Annotated in this window: 21 protein-coding genes and 1 riboswitch; of the genes, 7 read left to right on the top strand and 14 right to left on the bottom strand. The window is 69.2% G+C overall.

The annotated features are described in order from the left end of the window. Nucleotides 1–24 precede the first annotated feature (24 nt). Nucleotides 25–1,011, bottom strand: a complete 987-nt coding sequence (locus V8Z80_RS07610; RefSeq protein WP_336061574.1) for an NADPH:quinone reductase — start codon at nucleotides 1,009–1,011, stop codon at nucleotides 25–27. Nucleotides 1,012–1,287: 276 nt separating this feature from the next. Between V8Z80_RS07610 and gdhA the strand changes: the two genes are divergently transcribed. Then, nucleotides 1,288–2,631, top strand: a complete 1,344-nt coding sequence (gene gdhA / locus V8Z80_RS07605; RefSeq protein ID WP_336061573.1) for an NADP-specific glutamate dehydrogenase — start codon at nucleotides 1,288–1,290, stop codon at nucleotides 2,629–2,631. 36 nt (nucleotides 2,632–2,667) lie between these two features. On the opposite strand, the gene V8Z80_RS07600 is transcribed toward gdhA, so the two are convergent. The 9 genes from V8Z80_RS07600 to V8Z80_RS07560 form a co-directional block, all read right to left on the bottom strand. Next, nucleotides 2,668–3,906, bottom strand: a complete 1,239-nt coding sequence (locus V8Z80_RS07600; RefSeq protein WP_336061593.1) for a muropeptide transporter — start codon at nucleotides 3,904–3,906, stop codon at nucleotides 2,668–2,670. A gap of 53 nt (nucleotides 3,907–3,959) precedes the next feature. Then, the gene (locus tag V8Z80_RS07595; RefSeq protein ID WP_336061572.1) at nucleotides 3,960–5,060 is read right to left on the bottom strand and encodes an NADH:flavin oxidoreductase/NADH oxidase; all 1,101 of its coding nucleotides are present in this window, start codon (nucleotides 5,058–5,060) and stop codon (nucleotides 3,960–3,962) included. A gap of 86 nt (nucleotides 5,061–5,146) precedes the next feature. Further along, nucleotides 5,147–5,992 (bottom strand): polysaccharide deacetylase family protein, encoded by an 846-nt coding sequence (locus tag V8Z80_RS07590; protein ID WP_155196972.1) that lies wholly within the window; start codon nucleotides 5,990–5,992, stop codon nucleotides 5,147–5,149. 24 nt (nucleotides 5,993–6,016) lie between these two features. Then, entirely contained in the window at nucleotides 6,017–7,180 is a 1,164-nt protein-coding gene (locus V8Z80_RS07585) for a M20 family metallopeptidase (protein WP_336061571.1), read from the bottom strand. A 52-nt stretch (nucleotides 7,181–7,232) separates the two neighbouring features. Next, complete coding sequence (locus tag V8Z80_RS07580) at nucleotides 7,233–8,339, bottom strand: ABC transporter ATP-binding protein (RefSeq protein ID WP_336061570.1); 1,107 nt, start codon at nucleotides 8,337–8,339, stop codon at nucleotides 7,233–7,235. Between the two features lie 8 nt (nucleotides 8,340–8,347). Then, entirely contained in the window at nucleotides 8,348–9,457 is a 1,110-nt protein-coding gene (locus V8Z80_RS07575; protein ID WP_336061569.1) for an ABC transporter substrate-binding protein, read from the bottom strand. A gap of 36 nt (nucleotides 9,458–9,493) precedes the next feature. Then, entirely contained in the window at nucleotides 9,494–10,285 is a 792-nt protein-coding gene (locus tag V8Z80_RS07570) for an ABC transporter permease (protein ID WP_155197361.1), read from the bottom strand. After that, the gene (locus tag V8Z80_RS07565) at nucleotides 10,282–11,160 is read right to left on the bottom strand and encodes an ABC transporter permease (RefSeq protein WP_336061568.1); all 879 of its coding nucleotides are present in this window, start codon (nucleotides 11,158–11,160) and stop codon (nucleotides 10,282–10,284) included. Before V8Z80_RS07565 ends, V8Z80_RS07570 begins: the two co-directional genes overlap by 4 nt. A gap of 1 nt (nucleotide 11,161) precedes the next feature. Further along, nucleotides 11,162–11,917, bottom strand: a complete 756-nt coding sequence (locus tag V8Z80_RS07560) for an SDR family NAD(P)-dependent oxidoreductase (protein ID WP_155197365.1) — start codon at nucleotides 11,915–11,917, stop codon at nucleotides 11,162–11,164. A gap of 229 nt (nucleotides 11,918–12,146) precedes the next feature. Here V8Z80_RS07560 and V8Z80_RS07555 point away from each other — a divergent pair, with 229 nt between their 5' ends. Beyond that, nucleotides 12,147–13,019: a MurR/RpiR family transcriptional regulator gene (locus V8Z80_RS07555; protein ID WP_336061567.1), complete on the top strand. Its 873-nt coding sequence runs from the start codon at nucleotides 12,147–12,149 to the stop codon at nucleotides 13,017–13,019. 102 nt (nucleotides 13,020–13,121) lie between these two features. On the opposite strand, the gene metW is transcribed toward V8Z80_RS07555, so the two are convergent. The 3 genes from metW to V8Z80_RS07540 all read right to left on the bottom strand — a co-directional run bounded on the left by metW (nucleotide 13,122) and on the right by V8Z80_RS07540 (nucleotide 16,125). After that, nucleotides 13,122–13,736, bottom strand: coding sequence for a methionine biosynthesis protein MetW (gene metW, locus V8Z80_RS07550; protein WP_336061566.1), 615 nt, complete (start codon nucleotides 13,734–13,736; stop codon nucleotides 13,122–13,124). A 58-nt stretch (nucleotides 13,737–13,794) separates the two neighbouring features. Continuing rightward, nucleotides 13,795–15,084, bottom strand: coding sequence for a homoserine O-succinyltransferase MetX (gene metX / locus V8Z80_RS07545; RefSeq protein ID WP_336061565.1), 1,290 nt, complete (start codon nucleotides 15,082–15,084; stop codon nucleotides 13,795–13,797). Next, nucleotides 15,075–15,153: riboswitch (SAM riboswitch) on the bottom strand. Its footprint overlaps the gene before it by 10 nt. A 75-nt stretch (nucleotides 15,154–15,228) precedes the next feature. After that, on the bottom strand, nucleotides 15,229–16,125 hold the full coding sequence (locus V8Z80_RS07540; protein WP_155196449.1) for an AEC family transporter: 897 nt from the start codon (nucleotides 16,123–16,125) through the stop codon (nucleotides 15,229–15,231). Nucleotides 16,126–16,146: 21 nt separating this feature from the next. Between V8Z80_RS07540 and V8Z80_RS07535 the strand changes: the two genes are divergently transcribed. Continuing rightward, complete coding sequence (locus tag V8Z80_RS07535) at nucleotides 16,147–16,512, top strand: LuxR C-terminal-related transcriptional regulator (protein ID WP_442951949.1); 366 nt, start codon at nucleotides 16,147–16,149, stop codon at nucleotides 16,510–16,512. Here V8Z80_RS07535 and V8Z80_RS07530 read toward each other — a convergent pair. Further along, nucleotides 16,433–16,948: a hypothetical protein gene (locus V8Z80_RS07530; RefSeq protein WP_155196450.1), complete on the bottom strand. Its 516-nt coding sequence runs from the start codon at nucleotides 16,946–16,948 to the stop codon at nucleotides 16,433–16,435. The genes V8Z80_RS07535 and V8Z80_RS07530 overlap by 80 nt on opposite strands. Before the next feature lie 227 nt (nucleotides 16,949–17,175). Here V8Z80_RS07530 and gshA point away from each other — a divergent pair, with 227 nt between their 5' ends. From gshA to V8Z80_RS07510, 4 genes are all read left to right on the top strand, one after another. Then, a complete protein-coding gene (gshA, locus tag V8Z80_RS07525; RefSeq protein ID WP_336061564.1) occupies nucleotides 17,176–18,768 on the top strand; it encodes a glutamate--cysteine ligase in 1,593 nt (530 codons plus the stop codon). A gap of 87 nt (nucleotides 18,769–18,855) precedes the next feature. After that, nucleotides 18,856–19,374 (top strand): lipocalin family protein, encoded by a 519-nt coding sequence (locus tag V8Z80_RS07520; RefSeq protein ID WP_336061591.1) that lies wholly within the window; start codon nucleotides 18,856–18,858, stop codon nucleotides 19,372–19,374. Between the two features lie 133 nt (nucleotides 19,375–19,507). Continuing rightward, nucleotides 19,508–20,020, top strand: a complete 513-nt coding sequence (locus V8Z80_RS07515; protein ID WP_155196451.1) for a sigma-70 family RNA polymerase sigma factor — start codon at nucleotides 19,508–19,510, stop codon at nucleotides 20,018–20,020. After that, complete coding sequence (locus V8Z80_RS07510; RefSeq protein ID WP_336061563.1) at nucleotides 20,004–20,981, top strand: FecR domain-containing protein; 978 nt, start codon at nucleotides 20,004–20,006, stop codon at nucleotides 20,979–20,981. Before V8Z80_RS07515 ends, V8Z80_RS07510 begins: the two co-directional genes overlap by 17 nt. Nucleotides 20,982–21,015: the final 34 nt, after the last annotated feature.

The raw sequence follows: 21,015 nt of genomic DNA, 5'->3' as shown, positions 1-21,015 counted from the left end.
CCCGCCCGGCGGGCCGCATTGCGCTCAGGGGCGCACCACCACCTTGCCCACGTGCCGGCGGGTCTCCACGGCCAGGTGGGCCTGGACGATCTCCTCCAGCGGATAGGCGTGCACGGCCGGATGGTGCAAGGCGCCGTCGGCCAGCCAACCGGTCAACTGCGCGATGGCGCGCTGCTTGAGCGGCGCGGGCATGGTGTAGACCAGCAGGAAGGCCGCCTGCAGGTTGCGGCGCATCAGCTGGCGTACGGGCAGCGCGGGCGTGGCATCGGTATCGGAGGCATAGGTGGCCAGCCGCCCGCCGTTGGCCAGCAATACCAGGTTCTGTTCGAGGTTGCCGGCAAAATCCAGGTCGATGGCCGCGTCGAAGTCGGCGCGGCCGCGCTCGGCCAGCCAGGCGCGCGCCGCCTCGGGCATCTGCGCGCCGCGCGGCACGGTCTGGATGCCGGCGGCCGCGGCCAGCTCGGCCTGGCCGGCGTTGGAAACGGTACCCAGCACCTGCGCCCCCAGCAGCCGCGCCATCTGGGCGGCATAGAACCCCACCGCGCCCACCGCGCCGTGCACCAGCACGCACGCGCCCGGGGCCGCGCCCGCCCGCTCGGCGCAGAACCACGCGGTCAATGCCGGCACCCCCAGCCCCGCGCCGACTTCGAAGGACACGCCCTCGGGCAAGGGCACGGCCAGCGCGGCGGGCACGCACACGGCCTGCGCGGCCGTGCCGCAGGCGCGGTCCAGCTGGCATTCATGCAGCCATACGCGCTGGCCCGCCCGCTCGGGCGCCACGCCCTGGCCCACCGCGTCGATGGTGCCGGCGCCATCCTGGTGCGGAATGGTGCGCGGCCAGGGGTTGCCGCGCGCGCCGCCCGTGCGGCGCGTCTTGACGTCCGAGGGGTTGATGCCCGAGACCGCCACCCGCACCCGCACTTCGCCCGGGCCGGGATCGGGCTCGGGCATCTGGCCGACCCGCAGGACCTGCTCGGCCGGACCGCAGGCGTCGTAATAGGCTGCTTTCAAGGGATGCCTCCGATGTCGTTTTCCCAGGGCGCCATGATCGCATGAGGCCCGCCATCGGCCCAGCGCATCGTCGCCGCGCAAGCCTCTGCCGGCGCGGGTTTTGGCTGTTTTTGGCGCGTCCCCGATAAACTGGGAACCACCCCGGAAACGGCCAGTGCGTCCCCGTTCCAACGCGCTTTACCGGGGCTTGTTTTTCTTCGTAGAATCCGGTCCGCACCACGACGGTGCCGACCATTATTGTGCGCACCGCAACGGTGCGAACCCCTGGAGACACGTTTGAAGCTACCCACCTTGGAGGCCTTCCTGGAGCAGGTCGCCGCCCGCGACCCCCATCAACCCGAGTTCATGCAGGCCGTCAAGGAAGTGGCGAGCAGTCTGTGGCCGTTCCTGCAAAAACACCCGCAGTACGCCGACCAGGCGCTGCTCGAACGCCTGGTCGAGCCCGAGCGCGTGATCCAGTTCCGCGTCTGCTGGACCGACGACCACGGCCGCACGCAAGTCAACCGCGCCTTTCGCGTGCAGCACAGCTCGGCCATCGGCCCCTACAAGGGCGGGCTGCGCTTTCACCCCTCGGTGAACCTGTCCATCCTGAAATTCCTGGCCTTCGAACAGACCTTCAAGAACGCCTTGACCTCGCTGCCCATGGGCGGGGGCAAGGGCGGCTCGGACTTCGACCCCAAGCACCGCAGCGATGCCGAAGTCATGCGCTTTTGCCAGGCGCTGATGCTGGAGCTGCACCGCCACCTGGGCCCGGACACCGACGTGCCGGCCGGCGACATCGGCGTGGGCGGGCGCGAGGTCGGCTTCATGGCCGGCATGATGAAAAAGCTGTCCAACTCCGCGGCCAGCGTCTTCACCGGCAAGGGATTGTCCTTCGGCGGCAGCGCCATCCGCCCCGAGGCCACCGGCTACGGCGTGGTCTATTTCGCCCAGGAGATGCTGGCCCGCCAGGGGCTGAGCCTGGACGGCCTGCGGGTTTCGGTGTCGGGTTCGGGCAATGTGGCCCAATACGCCATCGAAAAGGCCATGGCGCTGGGCGCCAAGGTGGTCACCGCCTCCGACTCCACCGGCACGGTCGTCGACGAATCGGGTTTCACGCACGAAAAGCTGGTGGCCCTGATGAAGCTCAAGAACGAAACGCGCGGCCAGCTGCAGAGCTACGCCAAGCAGTTCAAGCTCAAGTTCGAGGCGGGCAAGCGTCCCTGGCACGTGCCCGTGGACGTGGCCATGCCCTGCGCCACGCAGAACGAGCTCGAACTCAAGGACGCCCAGGCGCTGATCAAGAACGGCGTGCGCTGCGTGGCCGAAGGCGCCAACATGCCGGCCACGCTGGAGGCGGCCCACGCGCTCATCGCCGCCAAGGTCCTGTTCGCGCCGGGCAAGGCCAGCAACGCGGGCGGGGTCGCCGTCTCGGGACTGGAGATGAGCCAGAACGCCATCCGCCTGTCCTGGACGCGCGAGGAAGTGGACGCGCGGCTGCACGCCATCATGCGGGACATCCACGCCAACTGCGTGCACTACGGCCAGGGCCGGGGCAAGTTCGTGAACTACCTGGACGGGGCGAACATCGCCGGCTTCGTGCGCGTGGCCGAGGCCATGCGCTCGCAAGGGGTGTACTGAGCCGCCCGCCGGCCAGGCGCTGGCGCCGTCCAGGCGCTAGCCCTGGCGGTCGATGCGCTCGATGTCGCCGCGCCGCCAGCGCAGCAGCGCCAGGCCCGGCAGGGCGATGGCCACGGTGACCAGGAAAAAGCCGGGCCAGCCCAGCCAGCCGACCAGCGGCGGAGTCAGCGGCCCGGCCAGGTAGGTGCGGCCCACGGCCGAGAGCGCCGACAGCAAGGCGAACTGGGTGGCCGAGAAGCGCTTGTCGCACAGGCCCATCAGCAGCGCCACGAAGGCCGCGGTGCCCAGGCCGCCGCACAGGTTTTCCACGCCCACGGCCGCGGCCATCAGCCACAGCTGCTGGGGGCTGACGGCGATCAGCCAGTAGCCCAGGTTGGAAACCGCCTGCAGCAGCCCGAACAGCATCAGCGAGCGGTACAGGCCCAGGCGCGCCATCAGCGCGCCGCCGGCCAGCGCGCCCACGATGGTGGCCGCCAGGCCCAGCACCTTGTTGACCGTGCCTACCTCGGCCGCCGAAAAGCCCGCGCCGCGGATCAGGAAAGTGGTGGACAGCGCCCCGGCGAAGGCATCGCCCAGCTTGTACAGCACGATCAGCAGCAGCACCAGCCAGGCCTCGCGCCGGCCGAAGAACTCGCGAAAGGGTTCGAGCACCGCCGCGGCCAGCGTGCGCGGGGTGGCCGCCACCTGCTCGGGCTCGGGCGCGGCCAGCGTCACCAGCGCCATCAGGCCCATGATGGCGCCCATCAGCACATAGGTATTGCCCCAGCCCAGCCACCTGTCGGCCAGTATCAGCGCCAGGCCGCCGGAGACCAGCATGGCCACCCGGTAGCCGAGCACGGACAGGGCCGCCCCCGCGCCGCGCTCCTCGGCGCGCAGCACGTCGGTGCGGTAGGCGTCGAAGGCGATGTCCTGCGTGGCCGAGAAGAAGGCCACGGCCACCGCCAGCAGGGCCAGCGGCAGCAGGGCGGAAGAAGGAGAAAGCGTGCCCATGGCCATGATGGACACGGCCAGCAGGATCTGCGTGAGGGCCATCCAGCTGCGCCGCCGCCCCAGCACGGGCGGCGCATAGCGATCGACCAGCGGCGCCCACAGGAACTTGAGCGTATAGGCCGAGCCCACCAGCGTCAGGAAGCCGATCTGCTGCAGCGAGACGCCATCGACGGTGGCCCAGGCCTGCAAGGTACCGGTGGTCAGCGCCAGCGGCAGGCCGCTGGCAAAGCCCAGCAGCAGCAAGGGCGCGACGCGGCGGTTGGCGTACAGGTGCGAGGCGGCGATGGCGGGTTCTCCCGGCGAAAAGCGCCAGTTTAAACGGCGCGCGCCGCCGGGCGTCAGCCCTGCTTGAGCGCGGCCCCCGGCCAGGCGGCCGGCTGGGCGCGCTGGTATTGCGGCGGGTATTCGACGCTGCCCTGCAGCTGGCGCGCCGCCTCGTAGGGCCAGTGCGGGTTGTCCAGCATGGCGCGCGCCAGGGCCACCATGTCGGCATGGCCTTCGGCGATGATCGCCTCGGCCTGCGCCGGCGCCACGATCATGCCCACCGCGCGCACCGGCATGCCCTGCACGGCGCGCTTGACCGCGGCGGCCAGCGGCACCTGGTAGCCCGGGCCGACCGGGATGCTGGCCGGCAGCAGCCCGCCGCTGGTCACGTCCACGTAGGCGCAGCCGCGCTTTTCCAGCTCTGCCGCGAACAGGCCCGCCTCGCGCTCGTCGATGCCGCCCTCGAGCCAGTCCGAACCGGTGATGCGCGCGCCCACCGCCACCTGCGGCCCCACCGCCGCACGCACCGCCTCGAAGACCTCCAGCGGGAAACGCATGCGCCCGGCCAGGTCGCCGCCATAGCCGTCGGTGCGCCGGTTCGACAGCGCCGACAGGAACTCGTGCATCAGGTAGCCGTGCGCGCAATGCACTTCGATCACCTCCAGTCCCAGCCGCTCGGCGCGCCGGGCCGCCTGCACGAAGGCCTCGCGCACGCGGTCCAGGTCCGCCTGCGTGGCCGCATGCGGCGCCGGCCCGCCCCGCCCGCCATCGTCGGCCTCGGGCGCCAGCGTCTGCCAGGCGTCGTGCTCGGGCTCGAGCGGCCCGCCGCCTTGCCAGGGCACGTGCGAAGAGCCCTTGCGGCCCGCATGCGCCAGCTGCACGCCCAGGCGGGCCGTGCCGTAGCGCCGGCAGGCGGCCACCACCCTTTGCAGCGCCAGCTCGTTGTCGTCGCTGTACAGGCCCAGGCAGCCGTGCGAAATGCGGCCGCGGCGCTCGACCGCGGTGGCCTCTAGCACCAACAGCGCGGCGCCCGAGGCGGCCAGCGTGCCCAGGTGCATCATGTGCCAGTCGGTGGCGCTGCCGTCGTTGGCCGAATACTGGCACATGGGCGCGATGGCGATGCGGTTGGGCAAGGTATGGGGGCCGATGGCGATAGGGGAAAACAGTTGGCTCATTGCTGCGCGGACTCCGGGATGGCAAGCGAGGGAAAGCGGCCGGGCCCGCTGCGCGGCGGGCCCGGGATCATCAGGATAACTGCGCCTTAGCCCGGCATGGGCGCTCGGCGGGCATATTCGGCCGCGGCCTGCTCCAGCGTAAGGAACTGCGCCCCTTGCGCGAGCAGGCCTTCGATCAGGCGCTCGAGCATCAGCATACGATGCCCGCGCCCGATGACATAGGGATGGCAAGTGTAGGTCAGCACGCCCCAATCGCAGGTGCGCGCCATGTATTGGAAGTCGCCCAGCCAGTTCTCGAGCACGCCGCTGGCGTTCATGAGACCCGGCGTGACGCTCTGGCCCACGCGCAGGAACTCGAAGTGCGGGAAATCGTCCAGCGACCAGCTTATCGGCATCTCGATGAGCGGGGTCGGCCGCCCGAAGACCATCGGCGCATCCAGGCTCACCACATCGCCCTGGCGAACCCGGTAGGGCTCGTGGTCGTTGCCCATCATGCTGCTTTCGTACAGGAAACCGTGCTTGAGCAGCAGGGCCAGCGTATTGGGCCCCAGGTCCCACGAAGGCGAGCGGTAGCCGACCGGCGGCTTGCCGGTCAAGCGCACGATGCTCTCCGTGCCGCGCGCCAGCCCTTCCTCTTCCTGTTCCAGCGTCAGGCTGGAAGGCGGCACGTGGGTCCAGCCGTGGTGGCCGATTTCGTGTCCGGCCCGCACGATCTGCTCGCATACCTGCGGATAGGTGCCGATGACCACCCCGGGGATGAAGAACGAGGCCTTGGCGTCGTAACGCGCCAGCAGCGACAGGATGCGCGGCACGGCGACCGCGCCGAACTCGCCGCGCGAGACCGGCGTGGGCGTGGTCAGGCCGCGCGCCACCAGCCCGGACATGGCGTCGAAATCGAAAGTCAGGCAAGCGATGTGGCGTTGTCGGCTCATGACGTCTCCATACGTGCGGCGCGCTCAATCGCGGCCGCGGGCAAACACGGTCAGCGCCACCGCTTGCGCGCGCGCCACCAAGGTATCGATGCGGCAGTATTCGTCCGGGGTATGCACCTTGCCGCCGACCGGCCCTGTGCCGCACAGCGTGGCCGCACCCGCCGACGAGGCCAGCCCGCTGTCGGCCGAGCCGCCGGTGAATTCGCCCTGCACGGAAAAACCCAGCCGCTGCGCGGCTTGCTGGTAGTCCTGCAGCAAGGCCTGGCTGCGCACCGACTGCACCAGCGGCAGGAACGTGCCTTCGTGCGTCACGCGCCCGCAGGTGCAGGGCACGTCGGCGGCCTCGATGATGCGCTGGATTTCGCCGCGCAGCGCCTGGCCGTCGACGGTGCCGGGAAAACGTACGTCCAACTGGCCCTGGGCCTGCGGCGCGACCGTATTGATCGAGAGCCCGCCGCGCACGGTGCCCACGTTGGTGGTGATGCCCCGATCGCGGTCGGTCAGGCCATGCAGGGCCGATATCTTGCGGGCCATCGCCTCGATGGCGCTGGCGCCCTGCTCGTGGTTCACGCCCGCATGCGCGCCCACGCCCTGCACTTCGAAATCGATGAAAAAGGCCCCCTTGCGGCCGGTGACCACGTTGCCGGTGGGCCGGCCCGGCTCGGCATTGAGCACGGCATCGGCGCCCTTGGCCATGCGCAGGGTCAGTTCCCGCGAGGCAGGCGAGGCGATTTCTTCGTCGCCGGTGAAAAACAGCCGCAGCGGCAAGGTGTTGCCGCCCAGTTCGCGAAAGGCCATGGCCACGAAAGCGTTCATCACCAGCCCGGCCTTCATGTCGGCCACGCCGGGGCCGTAGGCCACCCCGTCCTGCGCGCGGTAGGGCCGCCGCGCCACCGTCCCCTCGGGAAACACGGTGTCCATATGCCCCAGCAGCAGCACGTGCGGCCCCTGCAGCCCCGCGCCGCCCGGCACCTGTCCTAGCAGGCAATCGCCATGCTCGGACAATGGGAACCGCTCCAGGACGATATTGCCGCGCGCCAGCCGCCCGGCCAGCGCCTGCCCCACCCGGTCCACGCCCGCCTTGCAATAGCTGCCGCTGTCGATGTTCACGATCTCCTCGAGCAGCGCCAGCATGTCCTGCTCATGCGCCTGCAGCCAATCGCATACCGCCTTTTCCTGCAACGTCATCTTCCATCCTTGGGCGGGCCTGCCCGCCTTCCTCTTGGCATGGCGGCCGCGCCTAGCCCGCCGGCAACAGCCGCGTGCTGGCGCAGCGCCAGCCGAACGGCACGCGTTCTCCCGGCTGCAGGCTGGCATAGCGCCCGTCCTGGCCGGCATTGGGCACCAGGGCGACGAAACGCACGCCAGCATCGCAATCCAGGTGCACATAGGTCAGGGCGCCCGTGTACACCACATTGGCGACGGTACCCTCCAGGCCGTTGTACTCGCAGCCCGCCACCGCCCCCAACTCGATGTTCTCGGGCCGCACCGTTGCCTCGACGGCCTGGCCGGCCTGCACCGGCAGCGAGGCCGGCGCGCGCAGCGTGGCGCCGCCCGCCTGCAACGCGAGGCAGACCCAGTCCCCGTCGCGCCCGGCCACCGTCGCGCGCAGCGCGTTGGTCATGCCGATGAAGTCCGAGACGAAGCGGTCGGCCGGCTGCTGGTAGATCTCGCGCGGCGTACCAACCTGCACGATGCGCCCGCCTTCCATCACCACGATGCGATCGGACAGCGTCAGCGCCTCTTCCTGGTCGTGCGTCACGAAGATGGTCGTAATGCCCACCTCCTTCTGGAGCATGCGGATCTCGATCTGCATCTGCTCGCGCAGCTTCTTGTCCAGCGCGCCCAGCGGCTCGTCCAGCAGCAGCACGTTGGGCTTGGTGACCAGCGCGCGGGCCAGCGCCACGCGCTGGCGCTGGCCGCCCGACAACTGCGAGGGCAGCCGCTCGGCCATGCCGTCCAGGCGGATCAGCGCCATCACGTCCTTGACCCGCTGCGCGATCTCGGCCTTGGGCGTCTTGCGCATGGACAGGCCGAAGGCGATGTTCTCGCGCACGCTCATGTGCGGGAACAGGGCGTAGTTCTGGAACACCATGCCGATGTTGCGCCGGTGCGTGGGCACCCCGCCCATGGACACCCCGCGGATGCGGATGTCGCCCTCGTCCAGCTCCTCCAGCCCGGCGATCATGCGCAGCGTGGTGGTCTTGCCGCAGCCGCTGGGCCCCAGGAAGCTGACCATTTCGCCGCGCCCGATCTGCAGGCTCACGCCCTTGACCGCCGCAAACCCGCCATACCATTTCTTGACGTCGGACAGCACCACGTCCGCTTCGCCGGCATTCATCGCCATGGCCTTGCTCATCCCTTCAGGGTACGGTCGATCAGCGCCTTGAGCTTGGGAATCTGCTGGCCGATCGAAACAAAATCCGGCCGGATCAGGTTCTTGGCCGCATCGTCGGCCGTGATCAGCGCGGGGCTCTTGAGCGTGTCGGGGATCTGCACGGTGCGCGTGGCGGGCGAGAAGAACCCCTTTTCCATGAAGGCGCGCTGCAGTTCGTCGGACAGCCAGGTGTTCATGTAGATCTGCGTCAGGCGGCTGACCGGCTCGGAGAACCCGGTGCACAGCTGCATGTGGCAGCTCCATTGCACCGCGCCTTCCTCGGGGATCACGAAAGCCACGTTCTTGCCCTGCGAGCGGGCCAGTTCGGCATACGAACCCCAGTGCGGGGCCAGCCAGACCTCGCCGCGGTGCACCAGGTCGGCCTCGGCGATGGGGGAAGTGACCCAGGCGCCGATGTTCTTGCGGTGCGGGGCCCAGGCCTTGATGCCCTCTTCCACGCTCGGGCCCTTGCCCGCGGCCACGCCCGCCATCACATAGGCATCGAAATAGGAATCCCACATCGATACGCGCCCCGCATACTTGGGGTCGTACAGGTCGGTCCAGGACTTGGGCGCCTGGACGCGGTCGGGGTTGTACATGATGCCGTAGGGCGCGATCTGGAAGGTGATGCCGTAGCCGCCCGGCGTCATGATCTCGGCCGGCACGTTGGCCGCGCCGGTCATCAGCGCCGGATCGAACTTCTCCCACATCTTGTCGGCGATGCCCCGCTGGGCAAAGATGTCGTTGCACATCACGCCGCTGACCACCGGCCGGCTGCGCTGGGCCAGCATGCGGGGATAGGCGGCGGCGTTGGACGAGGCCTCCAGCTGGATGCGGGTGTTCGGATAGGACTTGTTGAACTGCGGGTTGGACAGTTCTTGCAGCACCTGGACCAGGATGCCCGGCTGGGACATGATGGTGAGCTGGGCCACGTCCTGGTCCGAGGCCGCCGCCAGCGCATCGGCCAGCTTGAGCATCGAGGCGCCGCCGGCGCCCAGCACCAGCATCGACTTCAGTATCGCCCGGCGGGCCGGGTCGGCCTGGAACGATTTCAACAGGTAGTGCTGCTCGGGAGTCAGGGCTTTCATGCTGTTCATCTCCAAGGGAATCACAAGGACTGGCCGTCAGTGGCGAAATTGCCTGCGCAGCCCGACGAAACGCTCGACCAGCACGACCACCACGGTCGTGAAGGCGATCAACAAGGTGGAAATCGCGGCCACCGTGGGATCCATGCTGAACTCGGTGTAGTGATAGATCTCCAGCGGCAGCGTCATCATCCCGGGGCCCACCAGGAACAGCGACACCGTGAACTCGTCGAAGGACATGATGGCGGCGAATACCGCGCCAGCCACCAGCCCGGGACGCAGCAGCGGCAGCGTGACCAGCAGGAAGGTGCGCACGCGGTTGGCCCCCAGCGTGGCCGCGGCCTCCTCGAAGCTGACGTCGATCTCGGCCAGCGTGGCGCCCACCGTGCGCACCACGTAGGGCACCACGATCACCACGTGGGCGCACACCAGGCCCCAGAAATCGCGCAGCAGGCCCACCTGGCCCAGCACCATGGAAATGGCCACCGCGAACACGATGGAGGGAAACACCATCGGGGTCATGAACAGCATCTCCAGCAGCCGCCGGCCGCGGAAGCGATAGCGCACCAGGGCGAAGGCGCCCAGCGTGCCCACCGCCAGCGCCAGCAGCCCCGATACCAGGGCCAGCTTGGCGCTAAGCACGAACGCGTCGAAAAAGCCGGGCGTGTTCCAGGCGTTCTCGAACCAGCGCAGCGAAAATCCCTTGGGCGGGAAGGACAGCGACACATCGTCGCTGAAGGCCGAGGGAATCACCACCAGGATGGGCAGCATCAGGAAGGCCAGCACCGCGCCCACGTACAGCCCGAGGATCTTGTCATGACGGGATTTCATCGCTGCGCATGCCTTCTCAAGGCCAGCCCGTAGCACGCCAGCACGGCCAGCGTCGCCAGGGTCAGGATCATCGAGGCCGCGGCCCCCAGCGGCCAGTCGACCATGACCACCATTTGCTCGTAGATGGAAATGGACATGGTGGTGACATGCCCGCGTCCCAGCCAGATCGGCGTGATGTAGGCGCCGATGGTCAGGCAGAACACGATGACCGAACCGGCGGCCAGGCCCTGCACCGACAGCGGCAGCACCACCTTGACGAAGCGGCGCGCCGGCGTGGCGCCCAGCACCGATGCGGCCTCGAGCACGGAGCCGTCGATCTTGCCCAGCACGCTGGCGATGGACAGCACCATGAACGGTAGCAGCACGTGGGTCATGCCCAGCGCCACGCTCCAGAAGCTCTGCATCAGGCGCAGGGGCTCTTCGATCAAACCCAGGCCGGTCAGCAGCGAATTGACCAGCCCCTCGTTACCCAGGATGATGGTCCAGCCGATGGTGCGAACGACGATGCTGACCAACAGCGGCGAGACCACGCCGAGAAACACCAGGTGCTTCCATCGCGAGGCGCTGCGCGCCAGGTACCAGGCCACCGGGAACCCGATCACCGCCGTGGCGGCGGTCACGGTGATCGCCAGCAGGAAGGTGCGCAGGGCGATGTTCAGGAAATACGGATCCTCGACGAACTGCAGGTAGTGCCGCGCGGTCAGCGCCTGGGGGTCCGGATAGACGTCGTGCAGCGAGATGCCCAGCATGGCCGCGAACGGCCAGAGCAGCCCGGCCGCCAGCAGCAGCACGCCGGGCCCGGCCAGCCCGAGCAGGCGCAATCGGCGCGCACGGTCGCGGCGTGCGGGCGCACGGCTGCCGGTCCTCGCGCCCATTTCAGTTGACCCACTGTCCGCCGTCGACATCGATGACCTCGCCCGTCATGTAGTTCGGTTCGACCGTGACCAGGAATTCGACCACCACCGCCACGTCCATCGGCGTGCCGATCCGCCCCAGCGGAATGGTGCGCACGATGTCGTCCTGGCGGGACTGGATCAACTGCTCGGTCAGGTCGGTCCGGATCGAGCCCGGGCAGATGGCGTTCACGGCCACGGCCGGGGCCAGCTCCTTGGCCAGCCCGCGGGTCATGCCCAGCACGCCGGCCTTGGCCGAGCAATAGGCGAACTTGCTGACCGCCGAAGGCGCCGCGCCGGTATTGGCGCTGACAGACGAAATATTGACGATGCGGCCGCTGCGCCGGGCCAGCATGGCCGGGGCGAGCGCCTTGCACCAATTGAAGTAGCCCTTGAGATTGACCGCGATGGTGCGGTCCCATTCGGCTTCGGAGATTTCCAGCAGCGTCTTGGGCTGCGAGATGCCTGCGTTGTTGACCAGCGCATCGACATGCCCCCACTGCGCCAGCACGTACTGGCCTTGCGCCTGCACCGCGCCGTGGTCGCTGACGTCGCCGGCCAGGGCCAGCGCCTGGCGGCCCTGCGCGCGCAGCGCCTGCACGGCCTGCTCCAGCGCCGGGCCGGGCTGGTCGGCCAGCGCAACGGCGTAGCCGGCTGCCGACAACCGCTGCGCGCAGGCCAGGCCGATGCCGCGGGCCGCGCCCGTGACGACGGCCACTTTGCGTTCATTGCCGCTCATGGCGTTTTCCCCTTGCTGTTGCGTCGTGCGCCGGACGGCGCCTTCCGGTGCCGCACCCGCCGCCGATGTCCATTGGCGAACAAGCCTCATGAAACCATGACGCCGGCGATTATGCAATAGAAAAATCATAGCTTAGTAAATCATGAATTCCTCATTGCACAATCTTTGGGCGCGCGGCTACCCAATCCTCCCCAAAAAGAAGAGAATGCGCACCAAGAGGATGAAAATCATGAAACTTCTTGACCGGATCGCCAAGGGATCGGCCACCCTCACGCAGCGGGAAAAAGCCTTGGCCGACTACCTGATCGCAAACTATCCGCACGGCGCACTGGAATCTGCAACAGATATTGCACGCAAGGTAGGCATCAGCGCCTCCACCGTGGTGCGCTACTTCGCCAAGCTCGGCTACCCCTCGTTCGCCGATGTGCAGCGCGAGGCCCGCACGGAAATCTCCTCCAAGCTGTCTTCCCCGGTGCAGCGGGTGGGGATCACGCTGGGGCAGGACCAGTCGCTGCAGCACGTGGTGGACAATGCCTTTTTGCTGGACAAGGAGAACCTCAACGCCACGCGCGAGGGGCTGGACATGGCCGAGATGGAGGCCTTCGTGCGGCGCCTGACCCGCGGCAACGGCCGCATCCTGGTGGTGGGCGAGAAGAACAGCTACCCGGTGGCGCATTACCTGCACACGCACCTGAACATGTGCCTGCCCAACGTGCAGATGCTGGACACGCGCCAGTCCATGCTGGCCGACAGCATGATGTGGGTGCGCCAGACCGATACCCTGCTGGCCGTCACCATCCGCCGCTATTCGCGCGCGGTGGTGCAGGCCGCGCGCTATTTCCGGCACATCGGCGCGCCCGTGCTGGCCGTCACCGACAGCCCGCTCTCGCCCATCGCGGCCCTGTCGGACCACCGCATGCTGATCCGCACCGCCAGCGCCTCGCCCTTCGATTCCTATACGGCGGCCTTCGGCCTGAGCAACGCGCTGATCTCGGCCGTGGCGCTCAGCCGCAAGAAGGAAATGGGCGCGCTGCTGCGCCGCGGCGACGCCATCTGGAAGATGTTCGACACCTTCATCGAGCAGGGGCCGCTGAACGAATGAGCCCGCCGGGCCGCCCCAAGGGCGAATACCGGAGTGCGCAACACGAAGGGAGTCCAGTGAGCGCAGCCCGGCCATGCCCGGCCGGGCCGGCCATGGCGCGCCTCAGTGGCTCGCGAAGCGGTACACCGCCAGCGTGCTGCGCCAGCCCGGCAGCACGTGCACTTCGCGCCCTTCGTTGAAGGTGGCGCGCGACAGGATGCGCAGGCCCAGCTTGCGCGCCAGGTCCTCGAAGTCGCGCAGGGTGCACAGGTGGATGTTGGGCGTGTCGTACCAGGCATAGGGCATCTGGCCGGTCACCGGCATGCGCCCGCGCAGCAGCGACCAGCCGTGCGGCCAGTAGCCGAAGTTGGGAAACGACACCACGCCGTGGCGCGCCACGCGCGCCATTTCGCGCAGGATGTGCTCGGTGCGGTGCATGGCCTGCAGCGTCTGCGACAGCACCACGGTGTCGAACTCGGCATCCTCGAACAGCGCCAGGCCGTCCTCCAGGTTCTGCTGGATGACTTCGACGCCGCGCTGCACGCAGCGGATCACGCAGTTGTCGGCGATCTCCACGCCCACGCCGCGCACCTCGCGCGCATCGCGCAGATAGGCCAGCAGCGTGCCATCGCCGCAGCCCAGGTCCAGCACCTTGCTGCCGGACGCGATCCACTGGGCGATTCGGGCCAGGTCGGGCCGCAGCACGGGCGGCACCGGATTGCGGGGCGCGGGGTTCATTGCGCGTCTCCTTCAGGCTGCGTTCGCCGGCATCGGCGCTTGGAGGGGACCGGCGCCTTCATAGCGCCCCTTGGCCCAGCAGGGCGGTGGAGGATTCCGGCGCGGCCACCGCGGCCACGCCGTGGGCCGCCGCCCGGGCGGGCAGCCCCTGCGCCAGCGCGATGCGGTCGAAATAGGCCGACACCACCGCGTGATAGCGCGGGTCGGCCAGCAGGAAAGCGTCGTGGCCGTGCGGCGCGTCGATCTCGGCATAGGTGACCGGCCGGCCGTTCTTGAGCAGGGCGCGCACGATCTCGCGCGAGCGTTCGGGCGGAAAGCGCCAGTCGGTGGAAAAGGACACCAGCAGGAAATCGGCGCGGGCCGGCGCCAGCGCCGCGGCCAGGTCGCCGCCGTGCGTGCGGGCGGGATCGAAATAATCCAGCGCCCGCGTGATCAGCAGATAGGTATTGGCGTCGAAATAGCGCGAGAACTTCTCGCCCTGGTAGCGCAGGTAGGACTCGACCTCGAACTCGACGTCGTAGCCGTAGCGATAGGCGCCGCTGGCGCTGGGCTCGCGCTGGGCGCGCCCGAACTTCTCGGCCATGTCGGCATCGGACAGGTAGGTGATGTGGCCGACCATGCGCGCCACCGACAGGCCGCGGCGCGGCACGGTGTTGTGCGCGTAGTAGTCGCCGCCATGAAAATCCGGGTCGGTGATGATGGCGCGCCGCGCCACCTCGTTAAAGCCGATGTTCTGCGCTGACAGCCGCGGCGTGCTGGCGATCACCACGCAATGGGCCACGCGCTCGGGGCAGGTGATGGCCCAGCTCAGGGCCTGCATGCCCCCCAGCGAGCCGCCCATGACGGCGGCAAAGCGTTCGATGCCGAAGTGATCGGCCACGCGCGCCTGCGCCAGCACCCAATCCTCCACCGTCAGCACGGGGAAGGCCGCGCCCCAGGGCTTGCCGGTAGCCGGGTTGATGCTCGCCGGCCCGGTCGAACCGAAGCACGAGCCCAGGTTGTTCACGCCGATCACGAAGTAGCGGTCGGTATCGACCGGCTTGCCCGGCCCCACCATGTTGTCCCACCAGCCCACGTCCTTGGGATCGGAAGCCGAAATGCCCGCCACGTGATGCGAGGCATTCAACGCGTGGCAGATCAGCACGGCGTTCGATCGCTCGGCGTTCAGCTCGCCATAGGTCTCGACGGCCAGCTCGTAGGCGGGCAGCACCTGGCCGCTGGCAAGCTGCAGCGGCTCGTCGAAGGACAGGTAGCGGGGCTCGACGATGCCCAGGGAACCCTGGGCGGCGGGCGCGCCGGACACGGCGCAGGCAGGATCCCGGTCGGGATGCGGAAGGGAAGTCGTCACGACGGACCTCTTTAGCGGGATTTATCGGGCGCCCGCAAGCGGATCAAGCAAATCGGCGCCAAAAACGGAAAACTGGAAATAGCGGTGCATTCTAGCACCACCGGCTCGCCGGCCAAGCCTGCCCGCGCCGGGACGCGCGGCGCCTCAGGCGCCGCCGGCCACCCAGAGCAGCAGCGGCGCGGCCAGCAGGAACAGCGCCGTGGACACCAGCACCGCGCCGGCCGACACGTCGCCCAGGTCGGTGAAGCGGCGGGCGTACATATAGCTGACCACCGCGCACGGCATGGCCATCTGCAGCGCCAGCGCGCCGCCCAGGACCTCGTCCAGGCCCAGGCCCCAGGCCACCAGCAGGCCCGAGACCAGGCCGGCGGCCAGCCGCAGCACCCCTACCCCGCTGCCTACCCGCAGGCCCGAGGAAGGGATCAGCGCCAGGGCATGGCCCAGGCTGAACAGCATGAGCGGCACGGTCAGGGTCCCCAGCAACTGGGCCGAGGACAGCAGCGGCCCGGGCACGGGCAGCGCGAGCAGGCGCACCGCCAGCGCGGCGGCGCAGGCCAGGAACACGGGCGTGCGAAGCGCGCGCCAGCTGCCGGCGCCGCTGAGAATGCGCACGCCGACGGTATGCTGCACGAAGGATGAGATGGCGAAGAAAGCCACCGCCACCGACAGGCCCGCGTCGCCGAAGGCCAGTTGCGACATGGGCAGGCCAAGGTTGCCGGCATTGGGCATCCAGGCCGTGGGCAGCAGCTTGCGCACGGGCTGGCCCCACAGCTTGAGCGCCAGCGTGCACAGGATCCCGCACACGGCCAGCGCCAGCACGGAGGCGCCGAACACCTGCGCCAGCAGCGCGTTGTCCAGCTCGGTGGAGACCAGCGTGTGAAAGACCAGGGCCGGCGTGGTCACCGTGGTGACCAGCACCGTGACGAAAGGACCGGAATACGGAAGATCGCGCTTGGCCCAGACCGCGCCGACCGAAGCGCAGATGACCAGCGGCGCCAGCAGCGTGGCGGCCGAGAAATAGAACTGGATGACCGGACCCATCGGCGGGCAATTCCTGCAAACATGGGGAAATTAATACTCTTCCGCATCATGATTTGCATCGATGGGCGGAGCCTGTCCATCATTTTATTCTTTGCCTGCCTCCGACCCATGATGATGCCACACCCCCTGTCCCAAAGAGAACTGGCCTGCCTGCAGCATTCGGCCTGCGGGCGGACCAGCCGCGAGACGGCCGCCCTGCTTGGACTGAGCGAACGCACGGTCAACTTCCACCTGCACAACGCCTGCGCCAAGCTCAAGGTGCGCGGGCGCCGCGCCGCGGTCGCCCAGGCCGCGTGGCGCGGCCTGCTCAAGGCCCCTTGCGCGGCCGCAGCAGACGCAGGAACTCCCGCGCCTGCGCCTCGGGAAAACGTTCGGACGGGCCCGTGACCATCGCCTCGATGATCGCGCCGTCGGTGACGATGGCGCGCGCCATGAAGCGCAGCGAAACGCCCCGGGCCGCCGACACCAGGTCCACTTCCTGGCCCAGGGCCGGGGGCGTGGCCGGCGGGTTGGCGCCGGTATTCACGTACCAGGAGGCCATCAGCGCCTGCGCCAGCATCCCGGCGTCGGCGCCGGGCGGGACCACGGTATGGCCCACTGCAAAAATGAAGCTGTCCTTGCGCGCCATGGTCAAGGTAAAAGGCAGCTGCACGCCGGCCAGGGCCACCTGCCGCTGCTCGGTCTGCACCTTGGCCGGAAACGCCGTGCGCGCCCGGCCGTCGGCCACGTCGGCCTCGCGCCAGTCATACTCCGGCGAACAGGCCGCCAGCAGGCCCAGCGCCAGGCAGGCGGCAAGCCTGCGCATCCGAATTGTCAACGACACGGTCCACTCCGCTACGAAACGAGGCCGCCGGCCGGGCGGGTGCGGGACGAGCCCGCCCGCGCGGGCCGCCCCGGGCCGGGGCTTTATACCAAGGATTTTGCCAGCGGGCCGTCCCCAGGCCCAGCGGCGGCCCGGATGAATTCCCCCTGCAGGCTGCGGCCAATCGGCGGGCAACGGGCTCCGACCCCGTAAAATCGGTTGCCTCACCACCAAACGAAGGGTCGTCCGTGACCGAAGTCCTAAGCAACCGCCTGGCCGCGCTGCAAGCCCACCTGACGCTGCTGGCCCGCACGCGCCGCGGCATCGAAAAAGAAGGCCTGCGCGTGGATCCGCAAGGCGGCCTGGCGCTTACCCCCCATCCCCAGGCGCTCGGCGCGGCCCTGACGCATGCGCGCATCACCACCGATTATTCGGAATCGCTGCTCGAGCTGATCACCGGCACGCACACCGACGTGGATGCGCTGCTGGAGGAGCTGACCGAGATCCATCGCTACGTGGCCCAGACCCTGCAAGACGAACTGGTCTGGAACCACTCCATGCCGGCCCGCCTGCCGCCCGAGCCCGACATCCCGATCGGCTGGTACGGCACCTCCAACACCGGCATGCTCAAGCACGTGTACCGGCGCGGCCTGGCCGAGCGCTACGGCAAGACCATGCAGTGCATCGCCGGCCTGCACTACAACTTCTCGCTGGACGACGCGCTCTGGGAGCAGCTGGAGCTGCCCGGCGCCACCGCCCAGGAGCGGCGCTCGGCCGGCTATATCGCCCTGATCCGCAACTTCACGCGCTACAGCTGGCTGCTCATGTACCTGTTCGGCGCCTCGCCCGCGATCAGCCGCGGGCTGCTGGCCCAGGCCGACGCGCAGCTGCAGCCGCTGGACGCGCACACGCTGTACCTGCCCTACGCCACCAGCCTGCGCATGAGCGACCTGGGCTACCAGAACAAGGCCCAGTCCAAGCTCAAGCTGGGCTACAACGACCTGCGCAGCTTCCTATCGCGGCTGTACGAGGCGGTCACCCAGCCCTGGCCGGCCTACGAGCGGATCGGCACCCATCGCGACGGGCAATGGATCCAGCTCAACGCCAACCTGCTGCAGATCGAGAACGAGTACTACTCCAGCATCCGGCCCAAGCGCTCGACCGGGCGCTGCGAACGCCCCATCACGGCGCTGGCCGCGCGCGGCGTGCAGTACGTCGAAGTGCGCTGCCTGGACATCGATCCGTATTCGCCCATAGGCATCTCGGCGCAGACCGCGCGCTTCATGGACGCCTTCCTGCTGCATTGCGCGCTGGAGGACAGCCCGCTGTTCCCCGAGGACGGCCACTGCAACGAAAGCCCGCAGAACTTCGCGCGCGTGGTGCGCGAGGGCCGGCGTCCGGGCCTGACGCTCTCGCGCGGCGGCGCGCAGGTGCCGCTGGCCGACTGGGGCCGCGAACTGCTGGCCGGCATCGGCGCCAGCGCGGCGCTGCTGGACCGCGCCTATGGCACGCAGGCCTACGGCCAGGCCGTGGCGGCCCAGGCCGGCAAGCTCGACGATCCCCAGGCCACGCCCTCGGCGCGCATATTGGCGCAGTTGCGCGAGCAGGGCCAGTCCTTCCACGCCGTCACGCTGGCCGCCAGCCAGGCCCACGCCCAGGCCTTGCGCGCCGAGCCCTTGCCGGCCGCGCGGCTGGCGGCCTATCGCGAGATGGCCGAGCAATCGCTGCGCGAACAGGCGGCGCTCGAGGCGGGAGACACGATCGGTTTCGATGAATATGTGGCGCGCTACCACGCCGCGCTGGAAAATCCCTCCAAGGGGCCCTGCACGGCATCAGGCTGAGCGCGCCGCCCGCACACCCAAGGAGACCGCATGATCCGCCACCTTGCCTTGTCAGCCCTGGCACTGGCCTGCGCCGCCTGCTCCGGCATGCGCGGGGGCGACGACGCCGACCTGCGGGCCAGCGCCCAGGAGGCCGCCGCCAGCACCGTCCGGACGGTGCCCAGCGTGGACCTGCAACGCTATGGCGGCATGTGGTACGAGATCGCCAACTATCCGATGGTGTTCCAGCGCAACTGCGTGGGCGACACCACCGCCCACTACATGCCGCGCAAGGACGGAAGCATCGAGGTGCTGAACCGCTGCCGCAACAAGAAGGGCGGCATCGACGAGGCCGACGGCCAGGCCTCCGTGGTGCCCGGCTCGGGCAACGCCAAGCTGGAAATCTCGTTCTTCTGGCCCTTCAAGGGCGACTACTGGATCATCGGGCTGGACCCGGACTACCGCTGGGCGGTGGTGGGCTCGCCCACGCGCAAGTATCTCTGGATACTGTCCCGCACGCCCAGCCTGCCCGAGGGCGAACTGAAAAAAGCCCTGGATGCCGCAAGGGCCCAGGGCTACGACTTGAAGGCGCTGCGATATACGGCGCAGTCCAAGGCGAAAGAGTAAAAAAGAGAGGCGGAATAACAAGACACGCGGCCCATGCCCGGCCGCGGTATTGCCTGGCGGCGCTTTCTTCAAGATAATCGAAACTTATTCTCATTATCACAGCCGTTCTCCGGCCTCTGCCCGCCCCGCCGCCATGCCGCCCCTTTCCTCCGTCCAGGCCGTCGAGACCCTGTACGCCGATCACCACGGCTGGCTGCGCGGCTGGCTGCGCAAGCGCCTGGGCGATGCCACCGACGCCGCCGACCTGGCGCATGATACCTATGTGCGCGTGCTGGCCACGGGCCGCACCCCACCCCGCGAAGAATCGCGCCGGCACCTTGCCCGCATCGCCAACTGCCTGGTGGTGGACCTGCACAGGCGCCGTCGCATCGAGGCGGCCTACCGGGAGGCGGTCGGCCAGTTGCCGGCGCCGCTGGCGCCCTCCGAGGAAGATCGCGCAGTGGCCATCGAAGCCCTGGTGGAACTGGACGCCATCCTGCACGGGCTCTCGCCCCGCGCGCGCGAGGCCTTCCTGCTGTGCAAGCTGGACGGGCTGGGCTATGCCGAAATCGCCCGGCGCCTGAAGGTCTCGCTGTCCTCCGTGGAAAAGTACATCGCCACGGCACTGCGCGCCTGCTACCAGGCCTTGTATGACGGGCGCGGCTGAAGCCGGCGCGCGCGGCCCGGACGAGGCCGTCGTGCAGCAGGCGGCGCAATGGATGGCCCGCCTGTGGTCCGGCCAGGCCGGCGAGACGGAGCGCGCGGCCTGCGCGCGCTGGCGCGCCGCCCATCCGGACCACGAACTGGCCTGGCGGCGGCTGCTGGCCGTGGAAGAAAAATTCGGCGGCGTGCCGGCCGACATCGCCCGGCATGCGCTGCGCCAGCCCGCGCCCAAGCCCGCGGCGCGGCGGCGGGTGCTGGCCGGGCTAGGCCTGGCCGCCACCGGGGCCCTGGCCTATCCCGTCGCCCGACGCACGCCCGCCCTGCGCGCCCTGGCTGCCGACGCGCGCAGCGCCACGGGCCAGATCCGCGAATCCATGCTGCCCGACGGCAGCCGTCTGGTGCTGGACACGGCCACCGCGGTCGATCTGCGCTATGACGCGCGCGAGCGGCGCATCGTTCTGCTGCGGGGCCGCGTCCTGATCGAGACCGCCACCGATCCCGCCGGACGGCCGCTGCGCGTGCAAACCGCACAAGGCCTGGTCCAGGCGCTGGGCACGGTATTCTGCGTCCAGCAGGATATCGAGGTATCGCGCGTGTCGGTCTACGAAGGCGCGGTGGAAATCCGTCCCGCCCAGGCGCCGGGCGCGGTGCTGCGCGCCCATGCGGGACAGCGCACGTCGTTCTCGGTGCGCCAGGCCGCCCCGCCCGGCCCGCTGGCGGCCGACGAGACCGCCTGGCGGCGCGGCCAACTGGTGGCCCAGGACATGCGCCTGGCGGACCTGCTGGCGGAATTGAGCCGTTACCGTCCGGGCATCCTGCGCCACGACCCCAGCCTGTCGGACCTGCGGGTAACCGGCGTCTTTTCGCTGTCGGACACCGACCGCACGCTGGCCAACCTGGCAGCAGGGCTGGGGCTGCGCTTGGTAACCCTGACCCGCTACTGGGTGGCGCTGCAGCCGGCCTGAACGCGTGCCCCGGATGCCGGGACGGGCGCCAGGA

The organism is Orrella sp. JC864, from assembly GCF_037026685.1.
Taxonomy (GTDB): Bacteria; Pseudomonadota; Gammaproteobacteria; order Burkholderiales; family Burkholderiaceae_B; genus Orrella.
Note: the sequence above shows the minus strand (reverse complement) of the source record. Positions and strands in the feature narration are given on the sequence as shown.

What these genes read in the sequence shown, in the direction of transcription:
- V8Z80_RS07595 (WP_336061572.1), bottom strand. Translation starts at nt 5,060, where the DNA reads ATGAGCCAACTGTTTTCCCCTATCGCCATCGGCCCCCATACCTTGCCC.
- V8Z80_RS07590 (WP_155196972.1), bottom strand. Translation starts at nt 5,992, where the DNA reads ATGAGCCGACAACGCCACATCGCTTGCCTGACTTTCGATTTCGACGCC.
- V8Z80_RS07585 (WP_336061571.1), bottom strand. Translation starts at nt 7,180, where the DNA reads ATGACGTTGCAGGAAAAGGCGGTATGCGATTGGCTGCAGGCGCATGAG.
- V8Z80_RS07580 (WP_336061570.1), bottom strand. Translation starts at nt 8,339, where the DNA reads ATGGCGATGAATGCCGGCGAAGCGGACGTGGTGCTGTCCGACGTCAAG.
- V8Z80_RS07575 (WP_336061569.1), bottom strand. Translation starts at nt 9,457, where the DNA reads ATGAAAGCCCTGACTCCCGAGCAGCACTACCTGTTGAAATCGTTCCAG.
- V8Z80_RS07570 (WP_155197361.1), bottom strand. Translation starts at nt 10,285, where the DNA reads ATGAAATCCCGTCATGACAAGATCCTCGGGCTGTACGTGGGCGCGGTG.
- V8Z80_RS07565 (WP_336061568.1), bottom strand. Translation starts at nt 11,160, where the DNA reads ATGGGCGCGAGGACCGGCAGCCGTGCGCCCGCACGCCGCGACCGTGCG.
- V8Z80_RS07560 (WP_155197365.1), bottom strand. Translation starts at nt 11,917, where the DNA reads ATGAGCGGCAATGAACGCAAAGTGGCCGTCGTCACGGGCGCGGCCCGC.
- V8Z80_RS07555 (WP_336061567.1), top strand. Translation starts at nt 12,147, where the DNA reads ATGAAACTTCTTGACCGGATCGCCAAGGGATCGGCCACCCTCACGCAG.
- metW (WP_336061566.1), bottom strand. Translation starts at nt 13,736, where the DNA reads ATGAACCCCGCGCCCCGCAATCCGGTGCCGCCCGTGCTGCGGCCCGAC.
- V8Z80_RS07540 (WP_155196449.1), bottom strand. Translation starts at nt 16,125, where the DNA reads ATGGGTCCGGTCATCCAGTTCTATTTCTCGGCCGCCACGCTGCTGGCG.
- V8Z80_RS07535 (WP_442951949.1), top strand. Translation starts at nt 16,147, where the DNA reads ATGGGGAAATTAATACTCTTCCGCATCATGATTTGCATCGATGGGCGG.
- V8Z80_RS07520 (WP_336061591.1), top strand. Translation starts at nt 18,856, where the DNA reads ATGCGCGGGGGCGACGACGCCGACCTGCGGGCCAGCGCCCAGGAGGCC.
- V8Z80_RS07515 (WP_155196451.1), top strand. Translation starts at nt 19,508, where the DNA reads ATGCCGCCCCTTTCCTCCGTCCAGGCCGTCGAGACCCTGTACGCCGAT.
- V8Z80_RS07510 (WP_336061563.1), top strand. Translation starts at nt 20,004, where the DNA reads ATGACGGGCGCGGCTGAAGCCGGCGCGCGCGGCCCGGACGAGGCCGTC.